This is a genomic window from Scandinavium goeteborgense (assembly GCF_003935895.2).
Taxonomy (GTDB): Bacteria; Pseudomonadota; Gammaproteobacteria; order Enterobacterales; family Enterobacteriaceae; genus Scandinavium; species Scandinavium goeteborgense.
On sequence record NZ_CP054058.1, the window covers coordinates 1,998,758 to 2,017,332 of the forward strand.

Sequence of the window (18,575 nt, forward strand, 5' to 3'; positions counted from 1 at the left end):
TAGTCTTTAAGTTGAGAGAGAAGGAATAGGAAAATTTGGATCGTGGGCGCACTGCCACGAAGGTAAACCTGTATTACGAAAGTCGCGATGCCACGAGATAAGGATAGGTGACATCAAAAAAGCGTGCAGAGGAAAGTGAGCCTGGTTTTCAGCTACGAAGGATGGATGAAGTTTTACGTTATTTTTTATGCAGTCCAATGCGCTGAAACCATTCAAGAAACAATCGGTACGTATTATACGAGGTTACGGATAAAAAGGAAAATGAAAACGCCGTTTCAGAACAAGACGATAGCGCTTAACAAAATCATTACGAGGCGATCTGTACTTTGTAACAGAATCTAATGGCGAAAGTTGCCCAGAAAGACGCTATCATCAGTAATGAATTGAAAATTAATGAGTTAGCAGGAGCAACAGATGGGCAATCAAGGTAAAGATGACGCGCTGTATCAGGAAATGTGCCGGGTGGTTGGCAAGGTCGTACTCGAGATGCGCGACCTGGGACAGGAGCCCAAACACATTGTCATTGCTGGCGTATTACGCACATCGCTTGCTAACCAAAAGATTAAACGCAGTGACCAGACCCGCGAGGCGATGGAACGTGTCATCACTGCGCTGGCGGGTCAATAATCAGGCAATCACAAAGCGTAAAACCGCTTTCACGGCAATTTCTGAGTGATGCGCCACGAGTTCCGGGTCGTCAATTTCCGGCAACGGGCCTTCCAGATAAAGGCTATTAAAGGTGTAAAAGTTCGACACCTGGTAAAAACTGAAACTGCTGATCAACCGGTGCACGTCTCGGGCCTCAACGCCTTGCTGAAAAATGTCCTGTTGCTGACCGCGATCGAGAATATTTTCCAGAATCGACAGGGCGCTTTTGTTCAGCGGTTTCAGCAAACCTGACGCATTCAGCCACTTCCCGCGCTGCATGTTTTCCATGCATATGACCCGCATATAATCCGCATGGCTCGCGTGGTACGCCACGCTCCATTTCACCAACTGCACCAGCGCTTCAACCGGCGGTAAATTTTCCAGCCCCAGCTGCTGTTCGTTTTCGCGAATGCGGGCGTAGACGTGTTCCAGCACCGCCTGATACAGCTGCTCTTTGGTTTTGAAGTAATAGACCACCATCCGTTTGGTAGTTTGCGCTTCTCCGGCTATCTGTTCCATTCTCGCCCCGGCCAGGCCGTGCTCGGCAAAAACCGCGATGGCAGCGGCAAAAATCTTCTCTTTCAGGCTCTGGGCTTCATCGTGAACAACAACAGACATAGCGACTCCGGCTTCGGGTGAGAACAAAAAATACACACAATGATCACAAATTAGCAACGAATTATGGCGCGTATGAACCAAATGATTCATATTCAACTTTCCCGAAGATCATGACAGGTGACACTATGCTGCGCTCCATCGCAACCGTCTCGATATCAGGCACCTTACCGGAAAAACTGAGCGCCATTGCCGATGCAGGCTATCAGGGCGTTGAAATTTTTGAAAATGATCTGCTCTATTATACCGGTTCGCCGGCGGATATCCGACAGATGGCCGCCGATCTCGGTTTGCAGATCACGCTTTTTCAGCCCTTTCGTGATTTCGAAGGCGCCAGCCGCCCGCAGTTTGCCGCCAATCTCGAACGCGCCAGACGCAAATTTGACCTCATGCATCAGCTCGGCTGCGACACCTTGCTGTTGTGCAGCAGTGTAGCGCCAGACACCAGCCCGGATATCGACCTGCAAATCAGCGACCTACGCGCGCTGGCAGAGCTGGCTGAACGTGAAAAAATCAACGTCGGTTATGAAGCCCTGGCCTGGGGCACGCAGGTGAACCGCTGGCATCAGGCGTGGCAGCGCGTAAAAGCGGTGGACAGCCCGGCGATGGGGATTGTGCTCGACAGTTTCCACGTGCTGGCGTTGGGCGACACGCTGGCGCGGCTGGATGAAGTGCCGGTCGATAAAATTACCTTCCTGCAACTGGCCGATGCGCCGGTGATGAAAATGGACGTGCTCGAATGGAGCCGCCATTTCCGCTGCTTCCCGGGTCAGGGCGAACTGCCCGTCGTGGAATTTGCGACCGATTTAACCCGTCGCGGCTATCGCGGCCCGTGGTCGCTGGAAGTGTTCAACGATGGTTTCCGCGCCTCGCCAAACGGCGCAACCGCGAAGGACGGCTATCGTTCGCTGCTGTGGCTGGAAGAACAAACCCGTCAGCAACTACCCGAAATAGAGGCCGAACTCTGTTCGCTGCCCGCGCTGCCGGAATATCAGGGGCCTGAATTTATTGAATTTGCCGCCAGTCCTGCCGAAGCGAAAAAGCTCGGCATCAGCCTTAGCCAAATGGGCTTCCAGCCGCAGGGAATGCATCGCAGCAAAAAAGTGAGTCTGTGGCAAAACGGCGGTGCGCGGGTGATTGTCAATCATCAGCCGCACAGCTGGGCCGATCATTTCTGGCAGCGCCACGGCGTTTCTCTGTGTGCCATGGCGCTACGCGTCAGCCGCAGTGAGCCGATTATCGCCCGGGCAAAAGCCTACGGATACGCCACCTGGCAAGGCGAGGTCGGGCCAAATGAAAGCCCGATTCCGGCAGTATGCGCTCCGGACGGCAGCCTGATTTACCTGGTAGAAGAGGGCGATGATATCTACGCCCGCGACTTTGAACTCAACGCGCCGGTCTCGACTTCCGGCCTGCTCGGCATCGATCATCTGGCGTTAGGCATGGAGGCCGACAGCCGTGATAACTGGGTCATGTTCTTCCGCACCGTGTTTGGCTTCACGCTCGAACATGAGCAGACGATGCCCGATCCTTACGGGCTGGTGCGCAGCCTGGCAGTACACAGCCCGCAGGGCAATATTCGCCTGGCGCTGAATATATCCCAAAGCCGCGCCACACAGATTGCGCGCTCGGTGGCCTGCTATCAGGGCGCGGGTTTACAACATGCGGCGTTTGCCTGTGCGGATTTACCCGCGGTGCTTGAAACGCTACCCGGCGGGCTGCCGTCTGCGCTGCCTATTCCGGCCAACTATTATGAGGATCTACGGGCGCGGTTCGGCGACAGCGAGCAGGCCGACGTTCTGCAACAGCAGCAGATCCTGTACGATCGCGACGGAAGCGGCGGTGAGTTTTTACATCTGTATACTCGCCCATTCAGCACCGGACGTTTTTTCTTTGAGTTAACCGAACGACGTAACGGCTATGCGCAATATGGCGCGGTCAATGCGGCGGTCCGTCTTTCGGCCATGCAGTACAGTGAGTAAACCAGACTGAACCAGAAGGTTCGGCTGGCGGAGTGAAAATAACAACATTCATCTGCACCCTACAAAGACAGGAAACTCTATGAGCACTTACAGCCATGACCACGCTGTGGCCGCGGAGGCGGTCACCGCTGTGCGCCGCACCCGGCGTCGGATCGGTATTCTGGCCCTGCTGGCAGTGGGCACTATGATCAACTATCTCGACCGCACGGTGCTGGGCATCGCTGCCCCGGCGCTCACGCAGGAGCTGGGCATCAACGCGGCGATAATGGGCCTGGTGTTCTCGGCGTTTGCCTGGACCTACGCGCTGGCGCAGATTCCCGGCGGCCTGTTCCTCGACCGTTTCGGCAACAAAATTACCTATTTCCTCTCCCTCACGCTGTGGTCGCTGTTTACGCTGTTTCACGGCATGGCGGTGGGCATCAAATCCTTATTACTGTGCCGATTTGGGCTGGGGATCAGCGAAGCACCGTGCTTCCCGGTCAATAGCCGGGTGGTCAGCGCCTGGTTTCCGCAGCAGGAGAGGGCAAAAGCCACGGCGGTATACACCGTCGGCGAATATCTTGGCCTCGCCTGCTTCTCGCCGCTGTTGTTCTGGATAATGGGCAGCTTTGGCTGGCGCGCACTGTTTATCAGCGTCGGCGTGGTCGGCATATTATTCGCGATTGCCTGGTGGCGTCTGTACCGCGAACCGCACGAAGACAGCCGTTTGAGCCAGCAGGAACGTGAATACATCGAAGCGGGCGGCGGCATCCAATCCGCTGTGGTGCAAAAAACTCAGTTCAGCTGGCCGCTGGTGCGCCAGTTGCTGAGCAAACGTCAGATTGTCGGGGCGAGTATCGGCCAGTTTGCCGGTAACACGGTGCTGGTGTTCTTCCTGACCTGGTTCCCGACATGGCTCGCCACCGAGCGTCACATGCCGTGGCTGAAAGTGGGCTTCTTCGCCATTCTGCCGTTCCTCGCGGCGGCGGGCGGGGTGATGTTCGGCGGTTGGGTATCGGACAAACTGCTGAAAGCCACGGGCTCTGCCAATCTCGGACGCAAGCTGCCGATTATCGTCGGCCTGCTGATGGCGAGCTGTATTATCACCGCCAACTGGCTGCACAGCGACACCGCGGTGATCCTGGTGATGTCGTTCGCCTTCTTTGGTCAGGGAATGGTCGGCCTCGGCTGGACGCTGATTTCCGACATGGCACCCAACGGGCTTGGGGGCCTCACCGCCGGACTGTTCAACTTCTGCGCCAACCTGGCGGGGATCCTCACGCCGCTGGTGATTGGCTTTATCGTCGCCGTCTCCGGCAGTTTCTTCTACGCGCTCATTTACATCGGTGGCGCAGCGCTGCTCGGTGTGGTGGCGTACGTCTTTATTCTCGGCGATGTCAAACGCATCGAACTCACGGAACTGCAGGATTAGGGAGCACGCATGATCATTACCGGAAACACCAGACTGATTGCGCATCTGGGCTGGCCCACGGAAAGTTTCAAAGCGCCGATGATTTACAACCCGTGGTTTGCGGCGCAAAACGTGGATGTCAAAGTGGTGCCGATGGGTGTGCGCCCGGAGGCTTTTGCCGCGTTCGTGCCTGCGCTGTTTGAGATGACTAATCTGGTGGGGGCGCTGGTGACGATGCCGCATAAGGTCGTCACCGCCGGGCTGGTGCAACACCTCAGCCCGACGGCGGCGATTGCCGGAGCCTGCAATGCCATTCGGCGTGAAGAGGACGGCTCGCTCACCGGGGATATGTTTGACGGTGATGGGTTCGTGCAGGGCATTCAGCGTAAAGGGTTTTGTGCGGAGAATGCCCGGGCGTTAGTGGTGGGCTGTGGTGGCGTGGGGTCGGCGATTGCCGCTTCACTGGCGGCGGCGGGCGTATCCGCGCTCACGCTGTTTGATACGCGTGAGCAAACCGCTCAGGCGCTGGCCATGCGGCTGCGGCGTCATTATCCGACGCTGGAAATCAGCCTAATGCAAAAGGACCCGCAGGGTCATTCGCTGGTGGTCAACGCTACGCCGATGGGCATGAAACCGGGCGATCCGCTGCCGCTGGATGTTGACCGCCTGATGCCCGGCGCGTACGTCGGTGAAGTGGTCATGAGCCAGACCTGGACACCGTTTTTGCAGGCCGCGATGGAGCGCGATTGTCAGGTACAGCGCGGCACTGACATGCTGTTTGAAATGATCCCCGCCTATCTGAAGTTCTTTGGCCTGCCGGTCGCCACCCCGGAACAGCTGCGCGAACGGGCTGAGATCAGGGAATAAGCGGATTCGACTGGCGTTCCCTGTTTGCCCGGCTAAGATAATCGCTTTCGAACCGGGCAAAGATTTCACACTGATGACCACAACCCTTCACGTACTCGCCGCGGGCAGCCTCAAACGGGCATTTATTCCGCTGTGTCAGCATTTCAGCCACCAAACCGGTATTCCTGTATCCGTGGATTTTGGCCCCGCGGGCCTGCTGCGCGAGCGCATTGAAGCCGGTGAACCCTGCGATCTGTTTGCATCCGCCAACACGCAGCACCCTCAAGCGCTGCTGGCGAGCGGACGCGCTCAGGCGGCGGCGACCTTTGCGTTTAATCGTCTGAACCTCACGGCACGGAAAACCGCGCTAACGGAAAACGCCGACTGGCTCAGCCTGTTGGCGAATCCGGCGCTGCGGCTCGGCACCTCGACGCCCGGCTGTGACCCGTCTGGCGATTACACTTTCGAGCTGTTAGCCAGAATCGAGGCGGACTTTCCGGATGTGGTGTTAGCCGCGCGGGCACACAGGCTGGTGGGCGGCAGAACGTCGTTAACCGTTCCGGAAGGGGAAATTGCCAGCGGGTGGTTAATTCGCCAGGATTTGACCGACGTGTTTATCGGTTATGCGCACTACGCGCAGGCGCTGGGAGATAGCGACGACTTACGCATTCTGGCGTTGCCGGAGGCGTATCAGACGCGCTGTGAATATCAGCTGGCGCGGCTCAGTGACGCCGCGCGCCCGATGGAACAATTTATTGTGGCGCCAGAAGGCCAGGCATTTTTACGTCAGGCCGGTTTTTTAACGCTCGATGGAAAATAACGGAGCAATGACCTGACGCGGATAGTCCTCCAGCGTCAGCGTCCGGACCGGTACGCCATAGGCCTGCCACAGATGGCGGTCCGTCACCACAGCTTCGGTTTCACCCGCCAGCCATTTCCCGTCCGGCATTAGCATCAGCGTGTGGCTCGCCACCTGTAACGCGTGGGTGGGATCGTGCGTAGTAAACAGCACGCTGCGCTGCTGGCGGTGCGCCAGGTCGCTAATCAGCTGCAACACCACCTGCTGGTTAGCCAGATCCAGCGCGGAGCAGGGCTCATCAAGCAAAATATTCTGACTGCCGCTGACCAGCGCCCGGGCAATCATCACCAGCTGCTGCTGGCCGCCGGAGAGCGTGCCGATGTGTTGCTGCGCCAGTGCTGAAATGTTGAGCTGCGCCAGCGCCTTCGCAACCTGTTGTCGATCCTCGGCCGACGGCTGTGAAAACAGCCCCACATGACGAGCGCGGCCCATCAGCACCACGTCCTGCACCTGCCAGGCGAAGGCCGGGTGAAACGACTGCGGCACCACGCTGACGCCACCATCAACCGAAAACTGCCCACCGAGAGCGGGCAATACCCCGGTTATGGTATCCAGTAAGGTACTTTTTCCGCGGCCGTTCGCGCCGAGCACCGCCCAGATATCCCCCGGCTGGCAGGCAAAACTGAGAGGCGCAAACAGCGGCTGGTCGTGACCGTACAGCAGCTCGCTGACGGATAACGAATCAGTGATCATCGGGCACTCCGGCGTTGGCGGTAAATCAGCAAAAAGGTGAAGACCGGCGCGCCCACCAGGGCGGTGATGATCCCGATGGGAATTTCAGCCTGGGTCAGGGTGCGGGCGAGGTCGTCGACCACCATCATAAACCCGCCGCCGAGCCAGAACGCGGTCGGCAACAGGCGGCGATGATCGGCCCCGACGAGCAACCGCGCCAGATGTGGGATCACCAGCCCGACCCAGGCAATGCTGCCGCTGACCGCCACCTGCGCGGCAACCAGCAACGCGCAGCTGACCAGTACCCCGCGACGGAGCAGTTTGACCGACACGCCGAGCGCCCGGGCATCTTTCTCATCCAGCGACAGTAAATTAATGCGCCAGCGCAGGGCGAACAGCACCGCGCCTGCCAGCAGCACTGGTCCGGCGACTAACATGACTTTGTACCAGTTGGCGGTGGCAAAACTGCCGAGCAGCCAGAATACGATGTTGGGCAACACCTCTTCGGTGTCGGCGAGGTACTGCATCAGGCTGACAAGTGCGGCGAAAAATCCACTGAGGATAATGCCCGACAGGATCAGCACCAGCGTACTTTCTCGCCCTTGCAGGGTCGAAATCAGATACACCAGCCCAAGCGCGGCGAGGCCAAAGCCAAAGGTCGAGCCCATCATGAGCAGCGGACTTAATCCGAGCAAAATCGCCAGCGTACCGCCAAACGCAGCGCCGGAAGTCACGCCGATAATATGCGGGTCGACCAGCGGATTGCGGAACACGCCCTGAAGCGTGGCACCGCTTAGCCCCAGCGCCGCGCCGCAGAGAAAGGCCATCACCACGCGCGGTAAACGCACCGTCCATACCACCTGTCCGGCGATTTCATTCGGCGCATCAGGGTGCAGAAGGTGAGTGACAACGTCACCGATTGGCAAATGGTATTGGCCGAGACCCAGCGAAACTAGCGCCAGCAGCAGGGTTAAGGCGATCAACCCCGCTTGCAGCATGCGAAACCGTGCCTCAGAGGGCATTGGATTTCCAGCTCACGCGGTAAAAATGCTGATAGTAATCCTGCACCTGAGCATCCACGTTGATGTTTTTATAGCGTTCCGGATAGAGTTTTTTCGCCATCCACAGCTCGCCAATCGCCATCGCTTCCGGCATCGGATAGCCCCAGGCTTTGGCATATTCCGGCATCAGCCACACGCGATGATGTTTTACCGCATCAATGGCCTGCCACTGCGGATCGCTTTCTATGGCTTTTAGCACCTGCGGGTAGCGGTCCTGCACAAAAATAACCTGCGGGTTCCACTGTAAAACCTGCTCAAGCGATACCTGACGCGCGCCTTTGACCGTCGCCGCTGCCACGTTTAGCGCGCCGGCATGTTGCATCATCAGCCCGGTATATTTGCCTGCGCCGTAGGTGTTGAGATCCGGGTTGGCCATATACACGCGGACTTTTTTATCCTCAGGAATATCGGCCACCGCAGCGTTAGCGTTGGCGCGAGCGCGGAAGGTGTAGTCGATTAGCGCCTCGGCTTCTTTCGGCCGTTCCACGACGTCACCGATCAGGCGAATACCTTGTTTCAACCCGTCGTTGTAGGCCTGTTCTTCGTTGGCCATCGCCGGGTTCATTTTGTTTTTCTCACCGGCGGCGTCCGCGCGCAGGGAAATCGCCACCACCGGAATACCAGCATTCTGAATCTGTTGGATCATTTCCGTCGGCGCGTAATTCGCCACGAAAACCACCTGCGGATGCAGCGCCAGCAGGCTTTCAATATTGGCCTGGGTCAAATCGCCCGGCATCGGCAGCGTGGTGATTTTCGGCATAAAGCGTGCGAACTGCGGCCCGAGCTGTTTTTTCCAGCTGCTCATCACGCCGACGATGTCGTCCTGTGCATTGAGCTGCACCAGCAGATTCAGCGTCTGATGCTGAAGCACGACCACGCGGTTGACGTGATCGGGCAGCGTGACCTGACGACCGAGCTGGTCAGTCACAGTTCGGTCAGCATGGGCGGCAGTGGCGGTGAGAAGGGCGCTGCAGGCAAGGGCAGTGCACAGATAAAGGCGGTGTCGTCTGGACATGATTCACTCTGAGAAGGGAAATAATCGCTGTGTATTAAATTATATAGCGGTGCGGGTTGCAAACCTTTCGTCGTGATTATCTCAATGGATCAACGGAGAGGTCGATATAACCAGAGGGAATATCCCGCTTCGCTTGTTGCATATGCCAGATAAGTTATGTATTTTTATGCAAATTAAATGCATAAAAAGGTGATGGTATGATCAGCAAATGGATGAAGGGTTTTTGTTTAACAGCGGCGCTGGCGGCCAGTGCTCAGGTTGCAGCACAAACGTATATCGTCGGCGCGGGGGGTACCTATCGCCCGTTTGAATATGAAAACAGCCAGAAACAACTGGAAGGTTTTGACATCGATGTGATTAAGGCCATCGCCAAAGCCGAAAACTTCGATATCAAACTGATCAATACGCCGTGGGAAGGCATCTTCGCCACCCTTAACTCCGGCGACCGCGACATCATCATTTCCGGGATTACGATTACCGACAAGCGTAAGCAGATGATCGACTTCTCCGCGCCGTACTTCCCGGCGGAACAGTCGATCGTGGTGGCGAAAGACTCCAAAGTCAGTTCGCTGGCAGCGCTGAAAAACGAGAAGGTCGGCGTGGTGAACTCCAGTACCGGCGACATCGTGGTGTCTGACGTGCTCGGCAAAAACAGCACCGCCATCAAGCGTTTCGACAATACGCCACTGATGCTGCAAGAGCTGTTTGAAGATGGCGTGAGCGCGGCGGTGGGTGACGTAGGTGTGGTCAAGTACTACATCAAACAGCACCCGGAAAAACAGTTCAAACTGGTGCCAGATGCCAAATTTGAACGTCAGTATTTCGGTATTGCGGTGGCAAAAGGCAACACCGAACTGCTCGGTAAAATCAACGATGGCCTGAAAAAGATCGTCGCCGACGGTACCTACGCCAAGATTTATCAAACCTGGTTTGACGCAGACGTTCCGACGTTGCCAGCTCAGTAATATTTTCTTTTCTATTTTTCACGGCGATCGCCACTGCTGACGATCGCCGTTTTTTTCAGGGATAAGCTATGACGGGATTCCGTTGGGAAATTATCGAGGAGTACGGCCCGCTGTTCATTGACGGCGCGATAATGACCCTCAAATGCACCATTATTTGTGTGATCCTCGGCACGCTGTGGGGTCTGACGCTCGGCCTGGGCCGGATGGCGAAGGCTGAACACGGGCCGTGGAAATATGTGCTGCGCTACCTGGTGCAGTTCCCGGTACGCTTTTATGTCAGCGCCTTTCGCGGTACGCCGCTGTTCGTGCAAATCATGGTGGTCCATTTTGCGCTGGTGCCGCTGTTCATCAACCCGCGTGATGGCCTACTGGTGACTCACGGGGTGATGAGCAGCGATTTCGCCCGCGAAGTGCGTTCAAACTACGGCGCGTTTTTATCCTGCATCGTGGCGATTACGCTCAACGCCGGGGCCTACGTGTCGGAGATTTTCCGTGCGGGTATTCAGTCGATTGATAAAGGCCAGATGGAAGCCTCCCGCGCGCTGGGTATGCCGTGGTGGAAAACCATGCGCAAGGTGATTTTGCCGCAGGCGTTTCGCCGCATTCTGCCGCCGCTGGGCAATAACGCCATTGCGATTGTGAAAGACTCTTCGCTGGCGTCGGCAATTGGACTGGCGGATCTGGCGTACGCCGCGCGTACCGTTTCCGGGGCGTATGCCACTTACTGGGAACCGTACCTTACCATTTCGGTGGTCTATTGGGTGATTACCTTCGTGCTGGCGCAGCTGGTTAACCGTCTGGAAAAGAGGTTTGGTAAAAGTGATTCACATTAAAAATCTGCATAAGCACTTCGGGGCGAGTCACGTTCTGCGCGGCATCGATTGTGATATTCAGCCCCAGGAAGTGGTCTGCGTAATTGGGCCGTCCGGCTCAGGGAAAAGCACCTTTCTGCGCTGCATGAACGCGCTGGAATCGGTGAGTGAAGGCGAAGTGGTGGTCAACGGCTTCCCGGTGCACGATAAGAAGACCGATCTCAATAAGCTGCGCGAGAGCGTGGGCATGGTGTTCCAGCGCTTTAACCTGTTTCCGCACATGACGGTGCTGGAAAACCTGCTGATGGCGCCGATGTCGCTGCGCGGCATGTCTCGCGCCGAGGCCGTGACCTATACCGAAGGGCTGCTGGCGAAAGTCGGGCTGAGCGATAAGCGTGATGCGTGGCCATCGAGCTTGTCCGGCGGGCAGCAACAGCGCGTGGCCATCGCCCGGGCTTTAGCGATGCAGCCATCGATCATGCTGTTCGATGAGCCGACGTCCGCGCTTGACCCTGAACTGGTCGGCGACGTGCTGGAAGTCATGAAAAACCTGGCTACTGAAGGGATGACGATGGTTATCGTGACCCACGAAATGGGCTTTGCCCGCGAAGTGGCGGATCGGGTCATTTTCATCGACCAGGGCATTATTCAGGAGCAGGGCACGCCGGAGCAGATCTTCAGCGCGCCGCAGAATCCTCGTACCGCGTCGTTTCTCAGTAAGGTGTTGTAATTAATCGTTGCCAGCGATGCCTGCCGACTTGTCGGAAAGGCGTCGCTGGATTACGGTTAAAGGCTACGACATTCGACTGACAGAACCTCATGGCCTATTTTTCTCGTTTACTGGCAGACATCCCCGGCGTTCATCACGCCTTTCTCGACGTGCATGAATCCGCGGCTTTTGATAAATCCACCCTCGTGGATATCAAGCAGGTCCACGGCACCGACATCCTTAATTTCACCTCTCAACCTGCAACCCGACCGCACGTCGATGGCGTTTTGACGGCGCTTTCCGGGCAAAGTATTGGTGTGGTCACCGCCGACTGTTTACCGCTGCTGATGGCCTCACGCGACGGAAGCGTTATCGCCAGCGTGCATGCTGGCTGGCGCGGGACTGCGCAGGGGATTGTGCAGCAAAGTGTGAAGCAGTTTGCCGCTCAGGACGTGAGTGCGGCAGATATCGTCGTGGCAGTGGGGCCGCATATTCGACCGTGCTGCTATGAAGTGTCGGCTTCATTTCGTGAAGCGCTGCTGGCGTCACCTGCTGCGGAATCTGTGCGACAGCATCAGCATGAATTGTTTTCAGGCTTACCGAAAAAGCCAAATGCCCTCAGCGCCAGTGCGCGGGAAGAAAAGAGTCTGTGGTTTGATTTACCGGCGTTTTGCCAGCTACAACTGCTAGCGAGCGGAATACGCGCGGAAAACATCGAGTGGCTGGCGAAATGCACGTATTGCACGCCGGATGAGCTGGGCTCTTACCGTCGGCGGACGCATCAACCGGCCACAAAAACGCAGCAGGTTTCGTGGATTGTGAAGAGCATCAATGATACGAAGCATTCCCGGTGATTATTGCTGACACTATTTTCCTCAAACCGTGACTTTATTAATTCATATTCATTTAGAGTTATTTTTTTACGCGGAAGGGAAGGAAAATAGGCATCCAGGATTGGACAGTTTTCCACTTTCTCATTTTTCCTTATGTCCGATATTATCCGCCGTAATCATTTTCTGACGACGGATGTTTGGACTTAAGGATGAAAAACGGTGCCAGCGATATTTCTCTATGAACCCCGCATGTTGCCCCGGGCGGTAGTAGGGCAGCTTATGGAAGAACAAAACGCTGCCTTTCAGTCACATCAAACGCTGCCCACATTTATTGAAAATGTGAGCACACATACTTCAGATAATAAACTCTTGCTGATAGGCATTGCTGGTTCGGGGTTAGCCCTGAGCGATCTGCTGCGGTTCATTCGCCGGGTGAAATCCGGCAAAGTGAAAATACTCGCTTGGGTGCCTGAAGGGTATCCCTGGATGCATAAGTTATTAGGCGCCATTTATGTCGGCGAGAGCCTCTACGAAGAGTTGTTACCGGACGGGCTGCTGCCCGCACTGCGGGTGCTGGAAGGGACGCAATCGACGGTGATTCGCCCGCGCATTACACACAAACGACCGAGCCGTATTACCCTGACCGAAATGGAGATCTTGCTGCAATTCGCGTCAGGATTATCCTCCCGTCAAATGGCTGAAAAGCGTCAGTGCAGTTATAAAACGATTTTTTCATGGAAGCATAATATCTGTGAAGCGCTTGAGATTGAAACCCGTGCACACTGGCTTGAGATGCTGACCGAAATCGTACAGTTGTCTTCAATGTATCAGACAGAGAAAAGTTATGGCCCACTATAATGTCGTTTATCTCTCCCGCCAGACCCTGTGGTTTCACGCGGTCAACTGCAGCCTGGAGCAACTCTCGCGCACTAATCCGGGCTGGACGTATTCGATGATGACGGAAATGCCGGCAGCCGATACGCCGATCAATTTATGTCTGATGGATTTAACCGCAGAAGAAGATGGGGACGTCGCGTTATTTCCGGTGACGGGCTCACGCATGATGGTTCTGGTGCGCGCCACGCAGCGCAGACTGATTAAAGCTCTGCAGCAGAAGCGTTGTTCGATTCTGTGCGTGGATGAGCATTATTTCAATCTGCGTGAAGTCATCGAGTCCAGCATGCGCAATAAACGTTTTCTCAGCCCATTTATTCGTGAATTAACCGCGCAGGTTCCTTCTGCAGAACACATTGTGGTCCTGACGGAGGCGGAAAACAAAGTGCTGAATTTTATCCGCGAAGGCAAGAATGGCGTTGAAATATCCAACGCGATTGTGCGGAGCCAAAAAACCGTCAGCAGTCATAAGCGTAATATCATGCGTAAGCTTGGCGTGTGCGATGATTTAAGTCTTAAGAAAAAATTGCTCGCCATGGCGGAAAGCGCCAATTAAAAACGTGTTCTGCGTTTATCTACATCCAGACATAAGACTCGAATGCCTGATTTATTCAGGCATTAGTTTTTTATTGGATAAAAACAGAGTGTTGCAGTGCGGGAAAGTTGCATAGCATGATGAAAACAGGTCTGCGGATCGGTCCATTTATTTGTTGAGTACGCATCATGAAAAAATTAATGTTAATCGCAGTGGGGGCGTTGTTGCTCAGCGGCTGTACTGTCCGGGTTGCGGATTTAACCGTTGCCAGTACCAAAAACTACAATCTGAACAGCACGGCGTTTACGAAGGGCAAGCGCGTTACCGCAGAGGATAAGCATGCGGTCATTCTGTTCCCTACCGGCATCCCGAACGTCAAAACGGCTATCGACCGTGCCATTGAACAGGATCGCTGTGCTGTTGGCCTGACGGACATGGTGGTGACGCAGCTTAATCATGCCTTTATCTTTGGCGAGATTGGTGTGCGCGTAGAAGGGAATTTACTGCTGGATAAAAGCCTGGAAGGTTGCGCAAGCGCCAAATAACAGGCACGGCAACATCATCAAGGTCACGTATTGTGGCCTTTTTTTATGGCAACGAGATATGCATTACGCTGAAATATTTTAAAACGAACAGAAAGAAAGAGGATTAAAACAGATAGATAACGGAAAACATTGAATGGTGCGTCCGAGTGGACTCGAACCACCGACCCCCACCATGTCAAGGTGGTGCTCTAACCAACTGAGCTACGGACGCACAAAAGAGAGATGGTGCGTTTAATTGGACTCGAACCAACGACCCCCACCATGTCAAGGTGGTGCTCTAACCAACTGAGCTATAAACGCAATGGTGCGTCCGAGTGGACTCGAACCACCGACCCCCACCATGTCAAGGTGGTGCTCTAACCAACTGAGCTACGGACGCACAACGGGGACGAATATTAGCGGCAGGGAGGAGAAGTGGCAAGAGGCAATTGCCACTTTTCTTTCAGATTTCACGCGATTGCGGAAACACTGCACAAACTGTCGAGAAAGCAGCCGCCCTGAGGCGGCTGTCAGGCACTTATCGGGAAGCTCGAGCCAGAATAATGGCGGACGGCTGACGCTGCAGGAAACGCATTCTCGTCATCATCAGGATCGCGGCAGAGGTCAGGCCGATGATAAAGCCCATCCAGAAGCCCGCCGGGCCCATACGCGGCACCACGATATCGGTTAATGCCAGAATATATCCGCACGGCAGGCCGAGCACCCAATAGGCGGTAAAGGTGATAAAGAAGATCGAACGCGTATCTTTGTAGCCACGCAGGATCCCGCTCCCCACCACCTGAATCGAGTCGGAGAGTTGATAGATAGCCGCCAGCAGCATCAGATGCGAGGCCAGCGTCACGACTTCCGGATTGTCGTTGTACAGCAGGGCGATATGCTCCCGCAGCGTGACGGTGAAAATCGCGGTTAACACGGCCATGCACATGCCGACGCCGAGGCCCGTTCTGGCGGCTGTTTGCGCTTCCAGCGTGGAGCCTTGGCCGAGACGAAACCCCACGCGAATAGTCACCGCCGCCGCCAGCGACATAGGCAGAACGAACATCAGTGAGCTGAAGTTCAGGGCAATCTGATGTCCGGCAACGTCAATAATCCCCAACGGAGACACCAGCAGGGCGACCACAGCAAACAGGGTCACTTCGAAAAAAAGCGCCAGCGCGATAGGTAATCCAAGCTGCACCAGGCGTTTCATGATTGCGTAATCAGGCTTGCCGAAACCTTCATAGGTGCGAATATCACGCATTGAACGGGCGCGTTTCACATAGGAAACCATGGCGAAGAACATGACCCAGTAAACGGAAGCGGTCGCCACGCCGCAACCAACGCCGCCGAGTTCAGGCATACCAAAATGGCCGTAAATAAAGATGTAGTTCACTGGAATATTCACCAGCAGACCGATAAAGCCCATCACCATGCCCGGCTTGGTTTTCGCCAGACCTTCACACTGATTACGGCATACCTGGAAGAATAAATACCCCGGAACGCCCCACAGCAGCGCGCGCAAATAGCCGACGGCTTTATCGGCCAGAAGCGGGTCAATATTATGCATGGCGTGAATGATATAACCTGCATTCCACAGCACGACCATCACCAGGATGGAGACAAAACCGGCGAGCCAGAAACCCTGGCGAATCTGATGGCCGATGCGGTCACGACGACCGGAACCGTTCAGTTGGGCCACCACAGGCGTCAGGGCCAGCAGCAGGCCGTGACCAAATAAAATCGCCGGGAGCCAGATAGAGGTGCCGATAGCTACCGCTGCCATATCGGTCGCGCTGTAACCACCGGCCATGACCGTATCAACGAAGCCCATTGCGGTCTGGGCCACCTGCGCAATGATGACCGGGATTGCCAGCGCGAGAAGCTGGCGCGCTTCAATAACGTACTTTTGCACGGGTAAATACCTTTTATTGATTCTTATTGTTGAAGAGACTAAAAAAGCCGCCGACGCGGGCAGCAAGAAAAAAGAACAGGGGGATTTTGGAATATATTGTAGCGAGTAATGGGTATTAAGCCAGTCAAAAAATGGCAGGAAGCACTACCTGACTGGCAAGGCAGAAGGGCAACTGGTATTGTTCAGAGTATTAAAGACGGTGATGATTTAGAGACAGGAGTTAATGGCATGTTTACTGGAATCGTTCAGGGCACGGCAAAAATTGTGTCCATCGACGAAAAACCTAACTTCCGCACGCATATCGTTGAAATGCCAGCGCATATGCTCGACGGTATTGAAACCGGCGCCTCCGTTGCCCACAACGGCTGCTGCCTGACGGTTACGGAAATTAACGGCAATCACATCAGTTTTGACCTGATGAAAGAGACGTTGCGCATTACCAATCTTGGCGAATTGAAAGCGGGCGACGTGGTTAACGTGGAACGTGCCGCGCGCTTTAGTGATGAGATTGGCGGCCATTTAATGTCGGGTCATATTATGACCACTGCCGACGTATCTAAAATCCTGACCTCTGAAAATAACCGACAGATTTGGTTTAAGGTCCAGGATCCGACGCTGATGAAATACATCCTGTACAAAGGGTTTATCGGCATTGACGGTATTAGCCTGACGGTCGGAGAAGTCACCCCGACGCGCTTCTGTGTTCATCTGATCCCGGAAACGCTGGAACGCACGACGCTCGGCAAGAAGAAGCTCGGTGAGAAGGTGAACATTGAGATTGACCCGCAGACGCAGGCGGTGGTGGATACGGTAGAACGTGTCATGGCTGCCAAAGACGCCGCGACTAAAACGTTCAGCGCAGAAGAGTAACAGGGCAGATCAGTTAAAAAGAACCCCGGCTTGCCGTAATGCTTGTCAGTTAAGCTTTTGAAGGAGGCCGCAACGGATAACGTTGCGGCCTCTTTTTTACAGCTCTCGGGTAATGCCGTGCTCTTCGCCCTGGTAGCACGAAGCTTGAGGCCATACTCAGTATTTCGGCCATGACCTTGGGGAGTTTCCCCGGCGCCACTCCCGGCAGTAAACGCAGGTGGCTGCACAGATATAACGCTGACTGTTTAAAGCCCATCTGATATGGCTCCACGCCTTTCAGACTGTACGCCATCTGCCCCATCATGAAGCGCAACAGATTATACGCCAGCACCACGCCCCACAGCTCCTGACGCACCAGCGCAGGCTTTTTACTCCGCAGCGTCAGTTCATTATTCAGCAGATGCTGCTTCATCTCCCTGAACCCGTGCTCTATCTCCCACCGCTGGCTGTAAAGGTCCACGATATCGGCTTTCGGGTATCTGAGCGGGTCGCACATCGACGTCAGTATCTGCACCGTCTTGCCGTTCACTTCCTTGCTGACCAGTCTTGCTGTCAGGGTTTCCGGTGCATCCTGCCATTTCTTTTTCGCCTGCGGCGACAGCGTTATTCTCACCAGTTTCTGCCCTGCGCCCAGGTTTCTCACCTCCTCATACTGCGCGCCTTTGCGTAAGGGCAGCATCCAGTGCCTTTCCGTGCCTGATGACTGCCAGCGATGCAGCAGGCCCAGGGCATAGAAGCCCTTATCCATGATGGTCAGTGAGTGGTCCGGCGTCCGGTCAATAAGCTGTGCCGCAAGGTCAGTTTCACCGGTTTCAGAGACGCTGTCGAAGGCCACCGCAGACAGCAGATGGCTGGTAACTTCCATCTGGCAGACCATGCGCAGTTGTGGCCATTCGGACTGCTTGTTCACATTGGCAGTACGGCCGAAGGCTGCGTCATTTTCTGGGGTATCAGGTGCACGCCACAACGTACCGTCCACGGCCATTAGCGTCAGGCCGTTCCAGTGAGACAGGGGTGTTTTTTCAAACCAGAGCTGACGTGTTTTTTCGAACATCAGACGGATGACATCCTCGCCGAGCCGCTGGCGGGCCTGAACAACGGCACTGGGTGCAACGAAGGGCCGGTTACCCGGCAGAAGAATGTCCATATGTGAGACCAGCTGGGTCATGGAGTGGGAGCGGAACAGGGCCATGCCGGTAACCGCCCAGACCATCATCTCCATGGAGAGGCGACGCTTACGCAGAGTGACGACGCCGGTGTCAGCCAGGCATTCATCAATCAGTTCAGGAGAAAGCAGGTCTGCAAGGGCAGCAAACTCCTGCGGAGAAAATTTATGGACGGTATCTAAGGCCTGGCTGAGTAACATAAAAAAATCCGTAATCCCTGGAGAGATTACGGATTCTTGCACAACCACCGGATCGGTCAACCGATCC

Annotated in this window: 20 protein-coding genes and 3 tRNA genes; 13 read left to right on the plus strand and 10 right to left on the minus strand. The window is 55.4% G+C overall.

The window, feature by feature from the left end; translation table 11 throughout:
* Positions 1–6 precede the first annotated feature (6 nt).
* Positions 7–216, minus strand: a complete 210-nt coding sequence (gene ynhH, locus A8O29_RS22960) for a protein YnhH (RefSeq protein ID WP_420854012.1) — start codon at positions 214–216, stop codon at positions 7–9.
* A gap of 198 nt (positions 217–414) precedes the next feature.
* Here ynhH and fumD point away from each other — a divergent pair, with 198 nt between their 5' ends.
* Positions 415–627 (plus strand): fumarate hydratase FumD, encoded by a 213-nt coding sequence (gene fumD, locus A8O29_RS10320; protein WP_125353129.1) that lies wholly within the window; start codon positions 415–417, stop codon positions 625–627.
* On the opposite strand, the gene A8O29_RS10325 is transcribed toward fumD, so the two are convergent.
* Positions 628–1,266 carry a TetR/AcrR family transcriptional regulator gene (locus A8O29_RS10325; protein WP_110508498.1) on the minus strand — a complete coding sequence of 213 codons (639 nt, stop codon included), beginning with the start codon at positions 1,264–1,266 and terminating at the stop codon, positions 628–630.
* 125 nt (positions 1,267–1,391) lie between these two features.
* Between A8O29_RS10325 and A8O29_RS10330 the strand changes: the two genes are divergently transcribed.
* The 4 genes from A8O29_RS10330 to A8O29_RS10345 all read left to right on the plus strand — a co-directional run bounded on the left by A8O29_RS10330 (position 1,392) and on the right by A8O29_RS10345 (position 6,301).
* Positions 1,392–3,245 (plus strand): bifunctional sugar phosphate isomerase/epimerase/4-hydroxyphenylpyruvate dioxygenase family protein, encoded by a 1,854-nt coding sequence (locus tag A8O29_RS10330; RefSeq protein ID WP_125353127.1) that lies wholly within the window; start codon positions 1,392–1,394, stop codon positions 3,243–3,245.
* Between the two features lie 79 nt (positions 3,246–3,324).
* Complete coding sequence (locus A8O29_RS10335; RefSeq protein ID WP_125353125.1) at positions 3,325–4,656, plus strand: MFS transporter; 1,332 nt, start codon at positions 3,325–3,327, stop codon at positions 4,654–4,656.
* Between the two features lie 9 nt (positions 4,657–4,665).
* A complete protein-coding gene (locus A8O29_RS10340) occupies positions 4,666–5,502 on the plus strand; it encodes a shikimate dehydrogenase family protein (protein WP_125353123.1) in 837 nt (278 codons plus the stop codon).
* A gap of 70 nt (positions 5,503–5,572) precedes the next feature.
* A complete protein-coding gene (locus A8O29_RS10345; protein ID WP_246316669.1) occupies positions 5,573–6,301 on the plus strand; it encodes a substrate-binding domain-containing protein in 729 nt (242 codons plus the stop codon).
* On the opposite strand, the gene A8O29_RS10350 is transcribed toward A8O29_RS10345, so the two are convergent.
* Genes A8O29_RS10350 through A8O29_RS10360 form a run of 3 tightly spaced genes read right to left on the minus strand, consistent with a single transcriptional unit; the run spans position 6,281 to position 9,088 of the window.
* Positions 6,281–7,030 (minus strand): ABC transporter ATP-binding protein, encoded by a 750-nt coding sequence (locus A8O29_RS10350; protein WP_125353240.1) that lies wholly within the window; start codon positions 7,028–7,030, stop codon positions 6,281–6,283. The two genes, A8O29_RS10345 and A8O29_RS10350, sit on opposite strands and share 21 nt — an antisense overlap.
* Entirely contained in the window at positions 7,030–8,034 is a 1,005-nt protein-coding gene (locus A8O29_RS10355) for a FecCD family ABC transporter permease (RefSeq protein WP_125353119.1), read from the minus strand. The genes A8O29_RS10350 and A8O29_RS10355 overlap by 1 nt, the downstream gene beginning before the upstream one ends.
* Positions 8,024–9,088 carry an ABC transporter substrate-binding protein gene (locus tag A8O29_RS10360; RefSeq protein ID WP_125353117.1) on the minus strand — a complete coding sequence of 355 codons (1,065 nt, stop codon included), beginning with the start codon at positions 9,086–9,088 and terminating at the stop codon, positions 8,024–8,026. The genes A8O29_RS10355 and A8O29_RS10360 overlap by 11 nt, the downstream gene beginning before the upstream one ends.
* Positions 9,089–9,285: 197 nt before the next feature.
* On the opposite strand from A8O29_RS10360, the gene A8O29_RS10365 reads away from it, so the two are divergent.
* The 7 genes from A8O29_RS10365 (at position 9,286) to A8O29_RS10395 (ending at position 14,381) form a co-directional block, all read left to right on the plus strand.
* Positions 9,286–10,053 carry a basic amino acid ABC transporter substrate-binding protein gene (locus tag A8O29_RS10365; protein WP_125353115.1) on the plus strand — a complete coding sequence of 256 codons (768 nt, stop codon included), beginning with the start codon at positions 9,286–9,288 and terminating at the stop codon, positions 10,051–10,053.
* Positions 10,054–10,121: 68 nt separating this feature from the next.
* Entirely contained in the window at positions 10,122–10,886 is a 765-nt protein-coding gene (locus A8O29_RS10370) for an amino acid ABC transporter permease (protein WP_125353113.1), read from the plus strand.
* Positions 10,873–11,595, plus strand: a complete 723-nt coding sequence (locus tag A8O29_RS10375; protein ID WP_125353112.1) for an amino acid ABC transporter ATP-binding protein — start codon at positions 10,873–10,875, stop codon at positions 11,593–11,595. Before A8O29_RS10370 ends, A8O29_RS10375 begins: the two co-directional genes overlap by 14 nt.
* Before the next feature lie 89 nt (positions 11,596–11,684).
* On the plus strand, positions 11,685–12,428 hold the full coding sequence (gene pgeF / locus A8O29_RS10380) for a peptidoglycan editing factor PgeF (RefSeq protein WP_125353110.1): 744 nt from the start codon (positions 11,685–11,687) through the stop codon (positions 12,426–12,428).
* Between the two features lie 258 nt (positions 12,429–12,686).
* Positions 12,687–13,265 (plus strand): helix-turn-helix transcriptional regulator, encoded by a 579-nt coding sequence (locus tag A8O29_RS10385; protein ID WP_168713835.1) that lies wholly within the window; start codon positions 12,687–12,689, stop codon positions 13,263–13,265.
* Positions 13,252–13,857, plus strand: coding sequence for a helix-turn-helix domain-containing protein (locus A8O29_RS10390; RefSeq protein ID WP_125353107.1), 606 nt, complete (start codon positions 13,252–13,254; stop codon positions 13,855–13,857). The genes A8O29_RS10385 and A8O29_RS10390 overlap by 14 nt, the downstream gene beginning before the upstream one ends.
* Before the next feature lie 167 nt (positions 13,858–14,024).
* Positions 14,025–14,381, plus strand: a complete 357-nt coding sequence (locus tag A8O29_RS10395) for a putative periplasmic lipoprotein (protein ID WP_125353105.1) — start codon at positions 14,025–14,027, stop codon at positions 14,379–14,381.
* A 134-nt stretch (positions 14,382–14,515) separates the two neighbouring features.
* Here A8O29_RS10395 and A8O29_RS10400 read toward each other — a convergent pair.
* The 4 genes from A8O29_RS10400 to mdtK all read right to left on the minus strand — a co-directional run bounded on the left by A8O29_RS10400 (position 14,516) and on the right by mdtK (position 16,272).
* Positions 14,516–14,592, minus strand: a tRNA-Val gene (locus A8O29_RS10400).
* A gap of 12 nt (positions 14,593–14,604) precedes the next feature.
* A tRNA-Val gene (locus A8O29_RS10405) sits at positions 14,605–14,681 on the minus strand.
* Between the two features lie 2 nt (positions 14,682–14,683).
* Positions 14,684–14,760, minus strand: a tRNA-Val gene (locus tag A8O29_RS10410).
* 138 nt (positions 14,761–14,898) lie between these two features.
* Positions 14,899–16,272: an MdtK family multidrug efflux MATE transporter gene (gene mdtK, locus A8O29_RS10415; protein ID WP_125355891.1), complete on the minus strand. Its 1,374-nt coding sequence runs from the start codon at positions 16,270–16,272 to the stop codon at positions 14,899–14,901.
* 228 nt (positions 16,273–16,500) lie between these two features.
* On the opposite strand from mdtK, the gene A8O29_RS10420 reads away from it, so the two are divergent.
* Entirely contained in the window at positions 16,501–17,142 is a 642-nt protein-coding gene (locus A8O29_RS10420) for a riboflavin synthase subunit alpha (RefSeq protein WP_125355889.1), read from the plus strand.
* 49 nt (positions 17,143–17,191) lie between these two features.
* On the opposite strand, the gene A8O29_RS10425 is transcribed toward A8O29_RS10420, so the two are convergent.
* Positions 17,192–18,508: an IS4 family transposase gene (locus A8O29_RS10425; RefSeq protein WP_174081207.1), complete on the minus strand. Its 1,317-nt coding sequence runs from the start codon at positions 18,506–18,508 to the stop codon at positions 17,192–17,194.
* Positions 18,509–18,575 lie beyond the last annotated feature (67 nt).

Excerpts from the sequence above, each read along its gene's own strand:
- fumD (WP_125353129.1), top strand. The coding sequence starts at position 415 with ATGGGCAATCAAGGTAAAGATGACGCGCTGTATCAGGAAATGTGCCGG.
- A8O29_RS10325 (WP_110508498.1), bottom strand. The coding sequence starts at position 1,266 with ATGTCTGTTGTTGTTCACGATGAAGCCCAGAGCCTGAAAGAGAAGATT.
- A8O29_RS10330 (WP_125353127.1), top strand. The coding sequence starts at position 1,392 with ATGCTGCGCTCCATCGCAACCGTCTCGATATCAGGCACCTTACCGGAA.
- A8O29_RS10335 (WP_125353125.1), top strand. The coding sequence starts at position 3,325 with ATGAGCACTTACAGCCATGACCACGCTGTGGCCGCGGAGGCGGTCACC.
- A8O29_RS10340 (WP_125353123.1), top strand. The coding sequence starts at position 4,666 with ATGATCATTACCGGAAACACCAGACTGATTGCGCATCTGGGCTGGCCC.
- A8O29_RS10355 (WP_125353119.1), bottom strand. The coding sequence starts at position 8,034 with ATGCCCTCTGAGGCACGGTTTCGCATGCTGCAAGCGGGGTTGATCGCC.
- A8O29_RS10360 (WP_125353117.1), bottom strand. The coding sequence starts at position 9,088 with ATGTCCAGACGACACCGCCTTTATCTGTGCACTGCCCTTGCCTGCAGC.
- A8O29_RS10365 (WP_125353115.1), top strand. The coding sequence starts at position 9,286 with ATGATCAGCAAATGGATGAAGGGTTTTTGTTTAACAGCGGCGCTGGCG.
- A8O29_RS10370 (WP_125353113.1), top strand. The coding sequence starts at position 10,122 with ATGACGGGATTCCGTTGGGAAATTATCGAGGAGTACGGCCCGCTGTTC.
- pgeF (WP_125353110.1), top strand. The coding sequence starts at position 11,685 with ATGGCCTATTTTTCTCGTTTACTGGCAGACATCCCCGGCGTTCATCAC.
- A8O29_RS10385 (WP_168713835.1), top strand. The coding sequence starts at position 12,687 with ATGGAAGAACAAAACGCTGCCTTTCAGTCACATCAAACGCTGCCCACA.
- A8O29_RS10390 (WP_125353107.1), top strand. The coding sequence starts at position 13,252 with ATGGCCCACTATAATGTCGTTTATCTCTCCCGCCAGACCCTGTGGTTT.
- A8O29_RS10395 (WP_125353105.1), top strand. The coding sequence starts at position 14,025 with ATGAAAAAATTAATGTTAATCGCAGTGGGGGCGTTGTTGCTCAGCGGC.
- A8O29_RS10420 (WP_125355889.1), top strand. The coding sequence starts at position 16,501 with ATGTTTACTGGAATCGTTCAGGGCACGGCAAAAATTGTGTCCATCGAC.
- A8O29_RS10425 (WP_174081207.1), bottom strand. The coding sequence starts at position 18,508 with ATGTTACTCAGCCAGGCCTTAGATACCGTCCATAAATTTTCTCCGCAG.